The sequence below is a fragment of the Acidobacteriota bacterium genome (genome assembly GCA_029861955.1).
GTDB lineage: Bacteria > Acidobacteriota > Polarisedimenticolia > Polarisedimenticolales > Polarisedimenticolaceae > JAOTYK01.
The window spans coordinates 1-17,074 of the sequence record JAOTYK010000025.1; the positions used below are offsets into that span (position 1 = coordinate 1).

Annotated in this window: 18 protein-coding genes; 6 read left to right on the forward strand and 12 right to left on the reverse strand. The window is 63.4% G+C overall.

The genetic code is table 11. The annotated features are described in order from the left end of the window. The 6 genes from infB to pnp form a co-directional block, all read left to right on the forward strand. Positions 1–1,671: translation initiation factor IF-2 (infB, locus tag OES25_12515; protein ID MDH3628459.1), on the forward strand; the 1,671-nt coding region annotated here is incomplete at its 5' end. After that, entirely contained in the window at positions 1,671–2,003 is a 333-nt protein-coding gene (locus OES25_12520) for a DUF503 domain-containing protein (GenBank protein ID MDH3628460.1), read from the forward strand. The genes infB and OES25_12520, both read left to right, overlap by 1 nt. Next, positions 2,000–2,353, forward strand: a complete 354-nt coding sequence (gene rbfA, locus OES25_12525) for a 30S ribosome-binding factor RbfA (protein ID MDH3628461.1) — start codon at positions 2,000–2,002, stop codon at positions 2,351–2,353. The genes OES25_12520 and rbfA overlap by 4 nt, the downstream gene beginning before the upstream one ends. Beyond that, entirely contained in the window at positions 2,350–3,237 is an 888-nt protein-coding gene (gene truB / locus OES25_12530) for a tRNA pseudouridine(55) synthase TruB (GenBank protein ID MDH3628462.1), read from the forward strand. Before rbfA ends, truB begins: the two co-directional genes overlap by 4 nt. A gap of 134 nt (positions 3,238–3,371) precedes the next feature. Continuing rightward, positions 3,372–3,641 (forward strand): 30S ribosomal protein S15, encoded by a 270-nt coding sequence (gene rpsO, locus OES25_12535; protein ID MDH3628463.1) that lies wholly within the window; start codon positions 3,372–3,374, stop codon positions 3,639–3,641. Between the two features lie 18 nt (positions 3,642–3,659). Beyond that, entirely contained in the window at positions 3,660–5,876 is a 2,217-nt protein-coding gene (gene pnp / locus OES25_12540; GenBank protein ID MDH3628464.1) for a polyribonucleotide nucleotidyltransferase, read from the forward strand. A gap of 73 nt (positions 5,877–5,949) precedes the next feature. Here the strand turns inward: pnp and OES25_12545 are convergent, their stop codons facing one another. From OES25_12545 to lpxD, 12 genes are all read right to left on the reverse strand, one after another. Then, positions 5,950–7,077, reverse strand: a complete 1,128-nt coding sequence (locus OES25_12545; protein MDH3628465.1) for a LysM peptidoglycan-binding domain-containing protein — start codon at positions 7,075–7,077, stop codon at positions 5,950–5,952. A 154-nt stretch (positions 7,078–7,231) separates the two neighbouring features. Continuing rightward, entirely contained in the window at positions 7,232–7,798 is a 567-nt protein-coding gene (rsmD, locus tag OES25_12550; protein ID MDH3628466.1) for a 16S rRNA (guanine(966)-N(2))-methyltransferase RsmD, read from the reverse strand. Between the two features lie 39 nt (positions 7,799–7,837). Then, positions 7,838–8,251 (reverse strand): biopolymer transporter ExbD, encoded by a 414-nt coding sequence (locus OES25_12555; protein MDH3628467.1) that lies wholly within the window; start codon positions 8,249–8,251, stop codon positions 7,838–7,840. 1 nt (position 8,252) lies between these two features. After that, positions 8,253–8,918 (reverse strand): MotA/TolQ/ExbB proton channel family protein, encoded by a 666-nt coding sequence (locus OES25_12560; protein MDH3628468.1) that lies wholly within the window; start codon positions 8,916–8,918, stop codon positions 8,253–8,255. A gap of 21 nt (positions 8,919–8,939) precedes the next feature. Next, complete coding sequence (locus OES25_12565; GenBank protein MDH3628469.1) at positions 8,940–10,295, reverse strand: DEAD/DEAH box helicase; 1,356 nt, start codon at positions 10,293–10,295, stop codon at positions 8,940–8,942. Then, positions 10,292–11,527, reverse strand: a complete 1,236-nt coding sequence (locus tag OES25_12570; GenBank protein MDH3628470.1) for a LeuA family protein — start codon at positions 11,525–11,527, stop codon at positions 10,292–10,294. Before OES25_12570 ends, OES25_12565 begins: the two co-directional genes overlap by 4 nt. Before the next feature lie 65 nt (positions 11,528–11,592). Next, a complete protein-coding gene (locus OES25_12575) occupies positions 11,593–12,708 on the reverse strand; it encodes a hypothetical protein (protein ID MDH3628471.1) in 1,116 nt (371 codons plus the stop codon). A gap of 49 nt (positions 12,709–12,757) precedes the next feature. Beyond that, entirely contained in the window at positions 12,758–13,825 is a 1,068-nt protein-coding gene (locus tag OES25_12580) for a beta-lactamase family protein (protein ID MDH3628472.1), read from the reverse strand. Continuing rightward, a complete protein-coding gene (locus tag OES25_12585) occupies positions 13,825–14,772 on the reverse strand; it encodes a Gfo/Idh/MocA family oxidoreductase (protein MDH3628473.1) in 948 nt (315 codons plus the stop codon). Before OES25_12585 ends, OES25_12580 begins: the two co-directional genes overlap by 1 nt. 11 nt (positions 14,773–14,783) lie before the next feature. Next, positions 14,784–15,569, reverse strand: a complete 786-nt coding sequence (lpxA, locus tag OES25_12590; protein MDH3628474.1) for an acyl-ACP--UDP-N-acetylglucosamine O-acyltransferase — start codon at positions 15,567–15,569, stop codon at positions 14,784–14,786. A gap of 1 nt (position 15,570) precedes the next feature. Next, positions 15,571–16,005 carry a 3-hydroxyacyl-ACP dehydratase FabZ gene (fabZ, locus tag OES25_12595; protein ID MDH3628475.1) on the reverse strand — a complete coding sequence of 145 codons (435 nt, stop codon included), beginning with the start codon at positions 16,003–16,005 and terminating at the stop codon, positions 15,571–15,573. Further along, a complete protein-coding gene (gene lpxD / locus OES25_12600) occupies positions 16,005–17,066 on the reverse strand; it encodes a UDP-3-O-(3-hydroxymyristoyl)glucosamine N-acyltransferase (GenBank protein ID MDH3628476.1) in 1,062 nt (353 codons plus the stop codon). The genes fabZ and lpxD overlap by 1 nt, the downstream gene beginning before the upstream one ends. Positions 17,067–17,074 lie beyond the last annotated feature (8 nt).

Below are 17,074 nucleotides of genomic sequence, written 5' to 3' on the forward strand. Positions count from 1 at the left end.
CTGGACCCCAAGGTTGCCATCGAGGTCGCCAAGGACTTTGGCTCGACCGCAACGCTGATGTCGTACGAGGAAGAGGCCCTGCAGGAGGCTCTTGCGGTCCAACCTCGGGAAGCCATCACCCAGGAACTGGACGCGGCCGATACGCCCGAAGACATGGTTCCCCGGCCGCCGGTTGTCACGGTGATGGGCCACGTCGATCACGGCAAGACATCGCTTCTTGACGCGTACCGAACCGCCACCGTCGCCGAGGGCGAGGCCGGCGGAATTACTCAGCATATCGGCGCCTACCAGGTGGACCTTGGCGGGCGCAAGATCACGTTCCTCGATACCCCGGGTCACGAAGCGTTCACCATGATGCGTGCTCGCGGCGCCGGCGTGACCGACATTGTCGTGCTGGTTGTCGCCGCCGACGACGGCGTCAAGCCCCAGACACTCGAGGCGATCGACCACGCGAAGGCGGCAAACGTGCCCATCGTGATCGCCATCAACAAGATCGACAAGCCCAATGCCCAGGTCGATCGCGTCAAGCAACAGCTTGCCGACCGCGACGTTCTGGTCGAGTCGTTCGGCGGCAAGATCGTTTCCGCCGAGGTGTCCGCCAAGCAGAGGACGGGACTCGACGACCTCCTCGAGTTGATCGTTCTGGAAGCGGATCTGCAAGAGCTTCGAGCCAACCCCAAGCGTCCGGCATCCGGCATCGTCCTCGAGGCTCGCAGAGACCGAGCCAAAGGAGTGGTTGCGACCGTCCTTGTCCAGGAGGGCACGCTGAATGTGGGCGACCCCTTCATCGCAGGTAGCGTGTGGGGCAAGGTGCGGGCGATGACCGACGAGCACGGCAAGCGGATAACCTCCGCCGGTCCGTCGATGCCCGTGGAAGTGATGGGCAGCGCCGAGGAGCCCCTGGCCGGCGACTCGTTCCAGTCGATCGCCGACGAGGCGAAGGCCCGCCGCATCGCGTCCCACCGGCAGGAGAAGGTTCGCGCCGAGGACATTAAGCGCAAGTCTGCGCGCCGCACCCTGGAAGGCCTTGGCCGCGATCTCGATGCCGGTGGCATCAAGGACCTGGCCGTCGTCCTGAAAGCCGACGTCCAGGGTTCCCTGGAAGCCGTACGAAAGATGCTTGGCGACCTTCCCGACGACAAGGTTCGCGTCCAGATCGTTCGCGCATCCATCGGTGGGATCACCCAGGCCGACGTCCTCCTGGCGGCAGCCGCCAACGCGATCGTTGTCGGGTTCAACGTCCGTCCCGAAAAGTCCGCGACACAACTGGCCACCGTCGAAGGTGTCGAGTTGCGGATGTACACCGTCATCTACCACATGGTCGACGAGATCCGTGCGGCGATGGTGGGGATGCTGGATCCCACGTTCAAGGAAATCGTTCTGGGACAGGCCGAGGTTCGAGAACTGTTCAAGGTCCCGAAGATCGGTTTGATCGCCGGCTGCTACGTCACGGATGGCAAGATCACTCGGAAAGCCGAACTCCGCCTCCTCCGCGACAACGTCATCATCCATACCGGCAAGGTCGGATCGCTGCGACGGTTCAAGGATGACGCCTCGGAGGTCAAGAACGGCACCGAGTGCGGCATCGGCATCGCGGGCTACAACGACCTCAAGACGGGCGATGTCATCGAAGCCTTCATGATGGAAAAGATTGTCGCTGAAAGCTTGTAGTGACCGTCGGACTGCTCACGTTTGAACTCCATCTCCCGGACGCGCGATCTCTGAAGAACAAGCGACAGACGGTTCGTCGGATCAAGGATCGGTTGCGCTCTCGCTACAACGTCTCGGTGATGGAACTCGAGGAGCACCAGGACCTCTGGCAACGGGCCGGCCTGGCGGTTGTCACGATCGCAAGCAATCGCGACGTGATCGAGAACCTGTTCGAGACGATCCGAAGTGAGACGGAACGGCTGAGCCCTGGACCGGTCATCGAGACGGCGAGAGACTATCTCGAAGCCGGCGAGGGGATGGCCGAAGGCTGGGATGGCGAGGATTGGGAATGAATCAAAAACGAACCCTACGAGTCGGTGATCGCGTCCGGGAGACACTGGCCCAGGCGATCCGCGAAGAGGTCCGGGATCCCCGGATCGGCTTTGTCACGATTACCGAGGTCGAACTCTCTTCCGACCTCCGTTACGCTCGTGTCTTCGTCTCCATGCTGGGCGAGGAGATGGAGGAGCGGCTGACGATCCTACGTCGGGCCACACCCTTCCTCCGAAAAACTCTGGCGGCACAGGCCGGCCTACGTTTCACGCCGGAGTTACGATTCGAACTCGATCCCACCGCCGGGACCGCCGATCGGATGGAACGCATCTTCGAAGAACTCGGCCCCGGAGACGAAGAGCCGACGTGAGCTGGCTTGGGCTCCTCCTGGTCGACAAGCCCGAGGGTCCGACCAGTCACGATATCGTCGCCGTGGTCCGCCGTGCGACCGGTGAACGACGCATCGGCCACACCGGTACGCTCGATCCCCTGGCGACCGGGCTCTTGCCGTTGGCGATCGGGCCGGTCACGCGTCTGATCCAGTTCCTCCCACACTCTCCGAAGACCTACGTCGGGACGCTCCTCCTGGGACAGACCTCGGACACCGACGACATCAGCGGACAGACGACGACGCGGCACGAGGGGACACTCCCCGGGACAGACGCCATCGCCGAGTCCGCCGCCGCGCTCACCGGATCGTTGTCCCAGCGCCCCCCTGATTTCTCGGCACGGAAGGTCGGGGGACAGCGTCTCTATCGCCTCGCCCGTCGCGGCGTCGAGGTCGAGGCCCCGGAGCGATCGGTTCAGGTGGATCGCTTCCAGCTCGACGCGACCGACGATCCCGCCCGATTTCGATTCGAGGCGGTGGTCTCCGCCGGTACCTACATCCGCTCGCTGGTTCGAGACCTCGGTGCAGATCTGGGTTGCGGTGCCGTGATGGAGAGCCTCCGCCGGACCGCCATCGGCCCGCTGAAGATCGCCGACGCGTTGAGCTGGGAAGGCGTGCCCGACCCGGCGGCTCTCCGAGACGGGCTTGTGGCCCCCTCCGATCTGCCCCTGGAGCTGCCCCGTACGGGCCTGGCGGATGCGGAGGATTGCCGGCGATTTCGCCTCGGACAACCGATCCACTCGTCGATAGCGGGATCCACCGAGGGGCAGACGGCGGTTCTGGATCCCTCCGGGCGACTCCTGGGCGTCGCGGAGTGGCAGGGTCCGGTTCTCAAGCCGAGATTGGTCCTACCCGAAGCCCCCTGAGGGGAGGTCTGCGCGGTTGTTGCCCCCCTACGGCCTGTGATACCTTCCCGCAGTTCAAGAGACGAAAACCTAATGTTTTCATTCTCTTATCTAGCCCGTACGCATGTGACGGCGGCGTTGGAGGAGGATTCGAAGTGTCCCTGTCTCGCGATGGCAAGTCCGACCTGATTCAGTCCCACCGAACTCACGACAGTGACACCGGCTCACCGGAAGTCCAGATCGCGATCCTGACCAAGCGGATCGAATACCTCACCGAACATTTCCGAACCCACGCCAAGGACCATCATTCCCGCCAGGGATTGCTGAAGATGGTCGGCAAGCGGCGCCGACTTCTGGACTATGTCAAGAAGAAGGACCTGGGCCGCTACCAGCAGATCATCGGCCGTCACGGCCTGCGCAAATAGCACCAAGCGGAGAAGAAATTGATCACAAGAAAAGAGATTGAAATCGGCGGCAAGCCGATCGTTGTTGAGACCGGCAAGATCGCCAAACAGGCCGATGGATCGGTCACCGTTCGCCTCGGCGATACGATGATCCTGGTCACGGCGGTGGCCGCTAACAAACCCAGAGAAGGGGTCGACTTCCTTCCCCTCACGGTCGACTACCGCGAGGCGGCCTACGCAGGCGGCAAGATCCCCGGCGGATTCTTCAAGCGCGAAGGCCGGCCCAACGAGAAAGAGACGCTCACCTGTCGAGCGATCGACCGCCCGTTCCGTCCGTTGTTCCCCGACACCTGGCGATGCGAGACGCAGATCATCAGCATGCTGCTCTCCACCGACAAGGAACATGACGCCGATGTACTGGCGATCACCGGTGCGTCCTGCGCACTCTGCATCTCCGACATTCCGTTCGACACGCCGGTTGCGGCCGTACGGATCGGACTCACGGAAGACGGCGAGCAGATCGTCAACCCCACGTTCCAGCAGCTCGAGACGTCCAACCTGAATCTCGTAGTCGCCGGCACCCGTGACGCAGTTGTCATGGTCGAGGCGGGATCCGACGAGGTCTCCGAGCAGGTCATGCTGGACGCGATCTTCCGCGCCCACGACGAGATCAAGAAGATCGTCGCCATGCAGGACGAACTGGTCAAGGAGATCGGCAAACCCAAGCGACCCGTCGTGGTCGAGGAAGAGCCCGACGGGGTCCGCGAGACCCTCGTCAATGACTGGCTGGCCCCGCTGACCGACGCGATGCGGATCCAGGACAAGCTCGAGAGCTATGCGAAGGTCGATGGTGTCAAGACTCGGATGCTGGAGATCTTCGGCGACGATCAGGACGCAGAGCGGGGCTTCGCCAAGAAATTCTGGCACGAGATGCAGGACATGGTCCTCCGTGACGAGGTCCTCAACCAGGGCCGCCGCGTGGACGGTCGTGGAATGGACGAGATTCGTGACCTGGACAGTGTGGTCAGCTTCCTCCCCCGGACCCACGGGTCGGCCGTGTTCACCCGAGGCGAGACTCAGGCGCTGGCCGTCGTAACCCTGGGGACGGCAGCGGACGCACAGCGTCTGGACTTCGTCGAGGGCGAGCGAAAACGACGATTCATGCTTCACTACAACTTCCCGCCCTTCTCCGTCGGCGAGGCACGATTCCTACGCGGACCCGGTCGCCGAGAGATCGGTCATGGCGCTCTCGGCGAGCGCGCCCTCCTCCCGATGCTTCCGCCCGAGGCCGACTGGCCGTACACCATTCGCATCGTCTCCGAGATCCTGGAATCCAACGGTTCGTCGTCCATGGCGACGGTCTGCGGTGGATCCCTGGCGATGATGGATGCCGGAGTTCCGCTCAAGCGACCGGTCGCCGGCATCGCGATGGGTCTCATCAAGGGCGACAAGTCGTTCGAGGTGCTGACCGACATCGCAGGTGTCGAGGATCATCACGGCGACATGGACTTCAAGGTTGCGGGAACCACCGAGGGACTCACCGCCCTGCAGATGGACATCAAGATCAAGGGTCTCAGCAAGCAGATCATGGGTGCGGCGTTGACTCAGGCCAGGAAGGCCCGTCTCGAGATCCTCGAGTCGATGGCCGGAGCCCTGAATTCGCATCGCGAGTCGATCTCGCCGTACGCGCCGCGCATCGTCACTCTCACAATCAACAAGGACAAGATCCGCGACATCATCGGTCCCGGTGGTAAGACGATCCGTTCGATCGTCGAGCGTACCGGCTGCAAGATCGAGGTCCACGACGACGGACGTGTCGATATTGCCAGCACGGATGAGGCCGGCACCGCGAAGGCGATCGAGATCGTCAAGCAATTGACCGCCGAGGCGGAGCTTAGCAAGACCTACGTCGGCAAGGTCGTGCGGGTCGTCAACTTCGGTGCGTTCATCGAGATCCTCCCGGGAGTCGAGGGGCTCCTGCATATTTCCGAGATCGACAACCATCGGATCGAGGAAGTGACGGATGTGATGAACGAGGGCGACGAGGTGACCGTGAAAGTCATCGACATCGACGGCCAGGGCCGTGTCCGACTCTCGCGTCGCGTGTTGCTGCCCGGTGGCGGCGATCGCGGTGGCGATCGGGGTGGCGGAGACCGAGGCGGTCGTGGCGGTGGAGACCGAGGCCGCGGCGGAGATCGCGGTCGTGGTGGAGATCGTGGCGGTGGCCGCGGTCGTCCCGGTGGCGACCGACGCTAGGACCGACTTCAGGAAGACAAAAAAAGGCGGACCCTCGGGTCCGCCTTTTCTATTTCATTGAGGTTGGCGAGATCTAGCGAGTGATCTCGACACGATCGCCGACCTGGGCCTCCGCGATCAATTGGGTGATCTTGGCGGTGGAAGTTCCATCCTCGACCGTCAGCACGATCGCCTGCCCCAACATCCGTCGCGGCAATTCGGCACGCTCCTGATAGAGGCGGATGACCGAGCCGGGCTCGGCACCGCTACCGGCACCCAGATCCGTGTGGATGATCCGACCCGTACCCACCGAGTCTCGGTCATCGGCGATGCGGACGACGTGTCCCGTGGCCTCGCCCGAAGGCTCGGCATCCCAACGGTCGAACTCGGGGAGGTTTCGCAGACGCGGGACCGGGATCTCGCCCCACGGCACCAGCTCGTCACTCATCTGGATATCTTCGCAGGCCATCTCGATCATCGCGGTGGCCGTGTTGCCCTGGGTCACCATGACCTTGACCTTGCCAAGGCGTCGGATGAAGCTACCGAGGGCCTCACCGGACGACGGATGGTCCACCGTTCGGATTCGGCGAACGATGGCGAATTCGTCGCCACCGGCGATTCCCTGGCTTCGGCCCTGGTTCAGGTAGATCACATCGCCGGTTGCCAGTCCCTCGCGGGCGGTCTCACGACCTCCGACCCATAGGTCGGAGTAGCTGGGCTCTGCATCGATGTATCCGGAGCAGTAGATGTCGGTGGCGTCCGCGACCGGCAACAACGGTCGAGGTTGGAGCCTCGCCGTCATCGACGGGTCGTCGCCGTCGCCGTCGGGGTCGCCGACCCCCGCGATCATGTCGTCTCCGCCGTCGTCGTTCAGGTCGTCCCCGATGACCTCGGGCTGATTCGGAACCACCAGCGGGTCGCCGGGATAGATCCAGTGGCTGTCCAGGATGTAGCGGTTCTCATCCCAGATCTGGGGCCACAGGAAGGGATCGCCGAGCCATTCCTCGGACAGATCCCAGAGGGTGTCCCCCTTGACAATGATGTAGTTACCGGCACCGGCGGCAGGCGGATCCCACGCCGTCCAGTGTTCGTCTACGAACTTCAGGTCCTTGGGAGGCGTCGGAGACGTCCCCTGGGCCAGAGTCACCCCACCGATGACACCACATAGCATCGAAACGATCAGGGCAGAACGCAGGGTTCGTGCAGTGATTCGATATCGCATCAACCACTCCTAAGCGAGGGCGGAAAACCGCTGCTCATCTTCTGTATTGGCCAGAATGAAGTCAAGGAATATCCCTCGGTTCCCTCAGCGCCTGACGTCGAGGCATTCCGATATCTTCCCCTCGCGGAAGAATATAGTCCCGACAACCCGGAATTCAACCGATAGGCTCATAGAAGTCCAGACAGCTGCCGCCGTAGCGGGCCGTGCGCCGGTGCTCCAGCCCCACTGGGGCGACCTCCAGGGGGTCTCGACGGTCCCTCTCGACGATCAGGCGACCCGTCGGGGCCAGGAGACTCCTGGAGGCTACGGCCGACAGAAAGGGTCCCAATTGGGCCGTTCCGTAGGGAGGATCGGCGAAAATAACCGAAAAGGGTGCCTGATCCCCAACTCCAGAGCTCAGAAGCCCCTCGGGGAGCCCCAGGCAGAGGGCCCGAGCCCGGTCCGCCACCTTCCAGGCCTCGGTGAGGGACGCCAGCGAGGCGATGGCCTCGGGATCCTCGTCGATGAACAGGGCCCGCTCCGCCCCTCGACTGAGCCCCTCCAGGCCGATGGCCCCGGTCCCGCAGAAAGCGTCCAGGAAGCGTGCCCCATCGAGGGAAGGCCCGAGAATATCGAAGAGCGCTTCCCGGGTCCGCTCGCCGGTGGGGCGATAGGTCACTCGGGCGGGGATCGAGATCCGACGACCTCGCAACGCACCACCGACGATACGAAGAGATCCCATGGCTCTCGACCTCGCCCCCGACTCTACGTCCAGGGGCCCTTATTCGCCGGCCGCGGTCCGCGCGGCCACCGTCAATCCTGAGGCCCCGGCGTCGCGAATCAGGTCCATGACCTTGACCACATCGCCATGGGCCGTTGACCGATCGGCCCGTAGGACCACCAACTTGTCGTCGGACTCCACCAGGAGGGCCTTCAGGCGTTCCTTCAACTCTGCCGGTTCGACAATCTTGCCCTCGAACGAGAGGCGGCCGTCGGCATCGAGTGCGACGGTCAGGTCCTTCAACTCCTGCTTGGCGGTCGAACGTGTCTGGGGTAGCTCCAGCTTCAATCCCGAGCTCTCGAGAAACGTGGTGGACACCGCGAAGAAGATCACGAGCAGGAAGATCACGTCCACGAGCGGCGCGATGTTGATCGCGGCCGCGGTGCGTCGATGGGTATTGCGCCCGAACTGCACGTCAGTCTCCGCTGATCGCCATCGACGGTGCCGGGGGCGACTCCGATGGGGAGTTTCGTTCAGACCCGAACAGACCCCGCAGCATCCTCAGGGACTCGCGCTCGAGTTCACCGACGAGGAAGTCGGCCTTCTCCTGAAAATAGTTGTGGGCGATCAGAGCCGGGATGGCGACGACGAGCCCCGAGGCCGTTGTGATCAACGCCTGCGAGATGCCGCTTGAGAGCGATGCCGCCTGCCCGGCACCCTGATCCGCGATCGTCTGGAAGACGTCGATCATTCCCAGAACCGTTCCGAGGAGTCCCATCAACGGCGTGACCGCTGCGATGGTCGCCATCGCACCGAGGTAGCGATGGAGACGACTGGACTCGTGACGCCCGGCGTTCTCGACGGCCTCCTTGACCGCCGCCTCGCCTTTGCCTACCAGCTCCAGTCCCGCAAGCACGATGGACGGGAACAGACCGGGATGCTCCCGACAGACCTCGATGGCACGATCCACTCTGCCACCTTCCAGGAGGCCAGTGATGCGCTCGACGACGGTCGGGTGCAGGATGCGGGAGGCTCGGAGATTGATCGCCCGGTCGACGATCAGGGCCAGCGTCAGAAGGGATGCGATGGCCAGGGGCCACATCAGTGGTCCGCCCGCGTTGAACAGTTCGATAAAATTCATGGTGCTATCGTAACCCGCCGATCAGGATCCGCTACTCGACCCTCGACGTTCTCCGGAACGACCGCCGGAGCTTCGCCGTCGGCCGCCACTGCCGCCGCGGTTGCCACTACCGCCGCCGCGGTTGCCACTACCGCCGCCGCGGTTGCCACTACCGCCGCCGCGGTTGCCGCCACTGCCGCCGCGACTGCCACCACCGCCGCCGGGGCCACCTCGACCGCGCCCTCCGGCCCTCGGCGTGAGATCCGGGTCCCCGCGGTAGTTGAATCCCTCGAGTCTCCGCCGCGGTACGTCTTCGCCGAGGAGGGTCTCGATCTCGCGAATGCGTCGACCGTCCAGTTCACAGACCAGCGTCACGGCGCGACCGGTGCGCTCGGCCCGACCGGTACGCCCGATTCGATGGACGTAGTCCTCCGCATGCATGGGCGCATCAAAATTAACAACCAGGTCGATGTCGGTGATGTCCAGCCCTCGTGCGGCCACGTCGGTTGCCACCAACGCGTGACACTCGCCATTGCGGAATGCCTCCAGGGCCCGCTCGCGGTTGGCCTGAGATAGAAGGCTCGAGAGCGAGATGACGTCGTATCGCGCGCGACGAAGCAACGCGCCAATCTCCGTGGTCCCCTCTCGGGTTCCGGAGAAGACAAGAAACTTCTCCGGCCGCTCTCGACGGAGAACCTCGACCAGCAACTGTTCCTTCTGACTCCTCAGCACCGGATAGAACGCGTGATCGACGTTCTTGGCGGTTCGCGTACCGCGATGCATCTGGACCTTCTCCGGATGCAGCAGATAGCGCTCCGAGAGTTCGGCGATTTCGTCCGGGAACGTCGCAGAGAACAGCAGTGTCTGACGGCTCATCGGGGTCTTACGAATGATGGCGTCGATGTCGTTGATGAACCCCATGTCGAGCATGCGGTCCGCCTCGTCCAACACCAGGAACTTCAACTTCCGCAGCGATAACCATGCCGACTGCACGAAGTCCAGCAGACGTCCCGGCGTACCGACCACCAGGTCGCAACCGGCCGCAAGCTCCTGCTTCTGGTGCCCGCTTGAGGTTCCGCCGTAATTGAGGACGGTGCGAACGCCCAGCCGCCCGCCGAATTTTACGGCCTCGCCGGCGACCTGAATGGCAAGCTCTCGAGTCGGGCAGATGACGAGCCCCTGGGGATCGCTCCCACCGATCTCCATCTTCTCGAACATCGGCAGCAGGTAGGCCAACGTCTTTCCCGTGCCCGTCTCGGCGACCCCGATCAGATCCTGCCCCGTCAGCAACGTCGGGATGGAGGCGATCTGAATCGGTGTGGGCGTGTCATAGCCGGCGTCGTCAAGTGACGCCTGCAATTCGGCACGCAGATTGAATTTTGAAAAGGTGTCGGTCACGAAACCGTCGTTCCCAGCAGTTGCAGGATCTCGTCGTCCCGAAGGAGACGGTCGGACTGTTTGGCGTGGTCAAAGATGATATCGACCCGCTCATCGGTGGACTCTATCCCGTTCTGCTCCAGCCAGAAGATGACGTTTGAGCGCCCACTCATCGGGCCGATTCGAATCTTCTGCCGAGCACCGAATTCGCCTGCCGCCACACCGGAGTAGATGCGATCGGCGAGCCAGTCGTCGCCCTTGCGATAGGCCTTGATCACGGCGGCCGCATGGACACCGGTTGCCGTCTCGAACGCGTCGGTCCCGACGACGGGATAGTTCGAAGGGATCGGGACTCCGGTCGCCTCCGAGACGGCTCGACAGTACTCGCCGAGTTTGCTCAGATCGCGATCGATCCAACCGAGCAGCTTCATGTTGACCATGACGAGATCCAGCTCGGTGTTGCCGCATCGTTCGCCGATCCCGAGACCACAGCCATGGACTCGGGTGGCTCCCGCCCGGAACGCCGCCAACGAGTTGATCAGACCCATGCCGCGGTCACGATGACCATGCCAGTCGATACCCACATCGTTGCCGCCTGCCTCATCGACGACCTCGCGGACGAACCGGATCAATCGTGCGACGCCTGCCGGTGTCGCGTGGCCGACCGTGTCGGTGACACAGACACGCTTGACTCCGAGCCGCACGGCCTCACCGTACAGCTTGCGGATCGTCTCCGGACGCGCGCGGCTCGTGTCCTCGGTCACGTACAACACGGGCAGGCCGTGACCGACCGCGAACCGGATCGCTTCCGTCGTCTGCTTGAGAAGGAACGACTCGTCCCACCCCTCCGCGAATTGACGAATCGGTGAGGAGCCGATGAAGAGGCTGGCCTCGACGGCGAGGCCGGAACTCTGGCTTGCTGCAACGATCGGCTCGATATCTCGGATCATCGTGCGGGCCGCGCAGTTAGCTGTGAGCGAAAGTTTCTGGTCCGCGATCTCGCGACAAAGCGCTTCGACGTCCGCGACCGCCCTCGGGCCGGCGCCCGGCAGGCCGACGTTAGCCGTATCGATCCCCAACTCATCCATCAGATGCAGGATCTTCTTCTTCGCGGCGATCGGCGGATCGATCACCGACGGCGACTGCAGTCCGTCGCGAAGCGTCTCGTCGTCGAGCATCAGCCCCTTCGGACTGGCGTCGACCGGCGGGTCCTCGGGTAGATTCCAATCGTGGATCAGCGATTCCTGGGACATAGGCCTCCCAACTCGTTTAGTCAGTGGATCTTATCACCGCGACGAGGTGCGTCAACGGCGTGAACTCAGAACAGACCCCGCTGTTTCATCGCTCGGAGATAGCGGCGCATGAACCGTAAATCTGCCGTGGCGACGAACCGGGCGTGGACCGTCTCCTGGGCCCGCGGAAAATCGTCAGGAAGCGGCGGGAGGATGACCTCGGCCAGCGCGTCCGTCGCCGAGAAATCCAGGGGTCCGCAGGACGATGGGGCCTCGACGGAGATCCCCACGACCTCCCCGCTCTCGACGATCGTGAATCGGATACTCACCTCGTCCTGGAGGATCGCGGTACCGTTGTTTCGCCCCCACAGCTCGAACTCGTCCGTCGTTGCGAGGATCCGGTTGTGCCAGGCTCTCCAGATCGCCCAGTAGACCTGACGACCATAATCCTCCCAGTCGTAGTCGGCGCTCTCGAATCGAAGGTTCCCTAACCCGTATCCCGTATTCTCGACGACGCTGACATCGGGAACGAAGACGTTAGATGGCCTCTTCCCGCGCGGCCCCAGCGGCGCCTGACGTTCTCGGACCGCCTGGACCTGCTCCTCGAAGTCACGTAGCGCACGATCGAAATCGATTGGACGCGAGGCGCGTCGTTCTTCGAGTTGCCGAAGTAGCTCGGCATCCGGTGCCTCGTCGAGAGTCGATGCGGCATCCTGCTCACTTTCATCGAGCGCCTCCGGGTCCGGCTGCTCGCTCTGTTCGAGCTCCTCGTCGACCGTTCGGTCCGGCGGTTGCTCTGCGCTCCTGGGCTCGGACTCGGGCTGTGGCGGAACGATCGGTTCTGGCGGCGTCTCCGCGGCTGCCGTGTCGCCTCCGCCTCCACCGGCGGTGGGCGACGGCAGGAATTCGGCCGCCGGCGTCGGTGATGCGCGAATCGTATCGGTATCGAAACTGGAGTCCTCGACGTCGAGGTCCGATGTATCGACAACCCGCAGCAGAGACTCGTCTTTCACCGGCGTGAAGCTGAACACGATGTCGTCGGGAGGCTCGTCTACCGGCTTGGCGGCCGACCCGAACGGAATCCAGAGGCTGACGAGGAGGATCAGCCCATGAAAGACGAGAGAGACCACGAACGCAACCGGAAGACCGATGGATCGGTCCCCTCCGTCACGGTTGCGTCGCGTGAGATTCGTGGATTGCATGGGCGTTTACCATTCTAGGACGCGACCGATGATCTCGCCGCGAGCGTTGCTATCCTCCCGGAACCAGGAGTCGGTGAACCTCGCGGCGAAACGGCTGGAAATCGACCTCGGAAACCCGCGGATGGATTCGATTGGTCAACAGCACGAACACCTGGCCTACCTCGGGCTCCAGCCAGAGGCTGGTTCCGGTAAAACCCAGGTGCCCGATCGCCCGCTCGGAGAGGATCTCCCGAACCGCCACGCTGTCGCGCGCCCGCTGCCAGCCGAACGTCCTCGGAGCCTGGCCCCCGTGGCCGAATCTTCTCTCGAGAGATCGTCGCTCGGCCGCCAACGGCCCACCCGGGAGCAGGCGACGACCCAGTTCGATCACGGCGGACAACGTACCGAACAGCCCCGCGTGACCCGCCACACCGCCAAGTGCCCAAGCGTGGGTGTCGTGCACCTCCCCCGCAGCGATGGTGACCCGTCGCGGGAAATCCGAATTGCCGGCCAGCTTCATCTCGAAATCGTTGCCCTGCTCCGTGGCAATGGACGACGCCGCGTCTGCATGAAATCCGATCGTCGATTGAAGATCCCCGCCGACGACGCGATCCGAAAACAGAGCGTCCAGATTCACGCCGTGTAGGCGCTCGAGTAGCTCTCCCAGTATGAGGTAGCCAAGATCCGAATAGAGGGTCTGCCCACGGGGTGTCGCAGGCGCCAGTCGTGCAATCTGTGGCAGCCACGCTTTGAGCCCACCTTCGAGACTCGCCAGCGGACTCCAACTGGGCAGCCCCGACTCGTGACGCGCCAACTCCGAGATACGGACATCGGCATAGGAACTTCCCGACAGCTCCGGGATCCACGGCCCGACCGGCGCATCGAGGTCGACCCGCCCTTCTTCCTCCGCCAACTGGAGCAGCGTCGCCGTGGCCAACGGCTTCGTCAACGATGCGAGATCGAACTGGGATCGAACCGAGACGAGAGCGGCATCGGAATGGGATGCGTGGCGACCCGCAAGAACCGTGAACTCTTCATCGTTTGCGTCGTGGACGCCCACGGCCGCCGCCGAGAATCGACCCTGGTCAAGCCCCTGTTGCAGAAGGGCCCGCAGCGCTGATTCCAGCGCCGGGGACATCAACCGGCGAACGGAGAACTGGCGATCGCGTCACGAACACGAAACGCAAGCTCTAGCGCGTTCTGACCCTGCCGACCATCGACCGGTGGGGCGCTGTTGTCTCGAATGCAGGTCAGGAAGGCGTGAAGTTCGGCGCCGAGAGGCTCCTCGTCGGCCACGGGCAGCTGGTCGAATTGGATCGTGGGGGCTTCGCCCGGTTTCGGCACCAGGCGATGACGCGAGACCTTTTTCTGGCCCGTGTCGCACGAGAGATAGGTTCGCGCCTGAAAGACCCGCACTCGGCGAATCGGTTCTGCAGATATCCGACTGGCCGTCAGATTCGCCACGCACCCCGACCGAAAGCGAATCCGAGCATTGGCGATATCGACCTTGTCGGTCAGTGCAGAGACCCCCACCGCGTCGACGGATTCCGGTTCGGTTCCGTCCAGGTGCAGCAGGAGGTCGAGATCATGGATCATCAGATCGAGGACGACATCGATATCCGTGCTTCTGGCCGTAAAGGCCGCCAGCCGATGAACCTCGACAAAGCGGGGTGCGTCCACCGCCCCTGCCAGTGCCTGGAACGCGGGATTGAAACGTTCTGTATGACCCACCATCACCCGTCGGCCATGGGACTCGGCAAGACGATTGATGGCCTCGGCGTCCTCGAGACTGGGCGCGATCGGCTTCTCGATCAGAACATCGATGCCACTGGACAGGAGTGGTTCGGCGACGCGTCGATGGGAGTCCGTCGGGACGGCGACACTGACCGCGACCGCCCGCCCGACCAACTCCGAGGGATCGCCAAGGGCGACCGTCCCGAACTCGGATGCGATGGCCGCGGCACGGTCCGCGTCGTGATCGACGACCGCGACCAGATCGGCCAGCGGCGATGCAGCGTAGAGACGCGCGTGATGGCGGCCAAGGTGCCCCACCCCCACGACAGCTACGGGAATTTTCTCCGACATCGTCGCGGCTCCTAGCGGCAGACGCCCCGCTCACTCGACCGAATAAACTCGAGGAGCTGTTTAACTTCCGTGTACTGACCCAGCTCGGCGTCAACGGTATCGACCGCGGTCTCGAGCGTCTCACCGGAGCGAAAGAGCATCCGATAGGCCTTCTTGAGCGCCGTGATCGTCTCTCGGGGAACCCCGCCGCGTTTCAGCCCGACGAGGTTCAGACCGTACGCCTTTGCACGATTCCCGACGGTCATCACCCACGGCATCGCGTCCTGGGTCACGACGGAATACCCACCGATGAACGCGTGATCGGCGACACGACAAAACTGATGGATACCGCTGTACGCACCGACCGTGGCGTCATTACCGATTTCGACATGTCCGGCAAGTGTCGCGGCGTTGGCGAGGATGTTCCGATCGCCTACGAGGCAATCGTGGCCGATGTGAGTGTAGGCCATCAGGAGATTGCCGTTCCCCAACCTTGTGACGCCACCTCCGCCGACGGTCCCCCGATTAAGGGTCACCGACTCGCGAATATCGTTGTCATCCCCCACGACCAGCTTCGTCGGCTCGCCGTCGTACTTCAGGTCCTGTGGAGGCCCCCCGATGGACGCAAACGGCGAGACGCGATTGCGAGCTCCGAGGGTCGTCGGTCCGGTGAGCGAAACGTGGGATGTCAGGATCGTTCCGGCGCCGATCGTGACGCCCGGTCCGACCACGCAGAACGGGCCCACCTCGACGCCCTCAGCGAGAACCGCCGATTCGTCGACCTGCGCCAACGGATCGATCTTGCAACCCTCTGCCACGCTAGGCCTCACGATCAACGAGGGCCGACATGATCTCCGCCTCCGCGGCGAGCTGGCCGTCGACAAACGCCTTGCCACGCATCTTGCACGTTCGAGACCGCAACTTGAGAACCTCAACCTTGAACATCAGCTGATCGCCGGGGACGACCGGACGCCGGAAACGGGCCTTGTCGATGCCGGAGAAATAGACCAATCGTTCCTCTCTGCCCGGCATGTCGTGGAGAAGGAGTACTGCCCCGGCCTGGGCCATCGCCTCGATGATCAGGACACCGGGCATCACCGGCGCACCCGGGAAATGCCCCTCGAAGAACCCCTCGTTGATCGTGACGTTCTTGAGCGCCTCGATCTCTTTTCCGGGCTCCATTCGCAGGATGCGATCGATCAACAGCAGCGGATAGCGATGCGGAATACTCTTCATGATTCCGCCGATGTCCATCACGACTCACTCCTCCGTTGCAGCTCCTCTATCTGACGCCGCAACTCCTTGATCTCGCCACGCATCTCGCCCAGTCTACGCGAAGAGGCATGAATTCGTTTCCATTCACGATGATCGATCGCAGGAACCCCGGCCACGAAAGAGTCGGGGTCGATATCGGAAAACACCGCCGACTTCGCGGCGATCACGACTCGATCTCCAATCGTCAGATGACCGGCGACACCCGATTGGCCGGCAACCGTCACGTGGTCCCCGATCACCGAACTTCCGGCAACACCGCTCTGGCCGACGAAGAGTCCCCCGCGTCCCGTCTTCACTCCGTGGGCGATCATCACAAGATCGTCGAGTTTACTTCCGGCGCCAATCCGCGTCTCCCCGATCGCGCCGCGATCGACCGCCGAGTTAGCACCAATCTCGACGTCGTCCTCGACGACGACGGTACCCACCTGAGGAATCTTGTGGTGCCTGCCATCCGCCTGAGCAAAACCAAAACCATCCGCGCCTAGTACGACTCCGGCATGAAGAATGCAGTCGGCCCCCACGCTGGTCCCCGAATAGAGCACCACGCGAGGATGAATCATCGTCCGCTCGCCGATGGCCGATTGATGGCCCACATAACAGCCGGCGCTGACGACGACGTCATCGGCCAGTCGGCAGCCGGCTTCGATCACCGAGTACGGACCGACGTGAACTCGTTCACCGATCTCGACATCGGCGCCAACACGGGCGTCCGGATCCACGCCCGGCGTCGGGCGGGACTGCGGGTGGAACTTCGCCAGTATTTTCGCGAGTGCCAGGTACGGACTTGGCGCGACGACCAGGTCGCGTCCGGCCAGCGCGGGGTCCGGAGTATTCCCGCTGACCGCGTCTTCGCCAACCAGGAATGCCCCGGCTGCGGAGGTCGTCGCGTCATTGCGGTACTTGCGATTGGTCAGAAAACTCAGCGCATCGACATCCGCGTCTGCGAGTGTCGCGACACGAACGACGAGACGGCCGTCGTCACCGAGGACACGACCACCCACCGCATCGGCAAGCTCCGCGAGTGTGAACTCCGTTCCCACCGTGATGG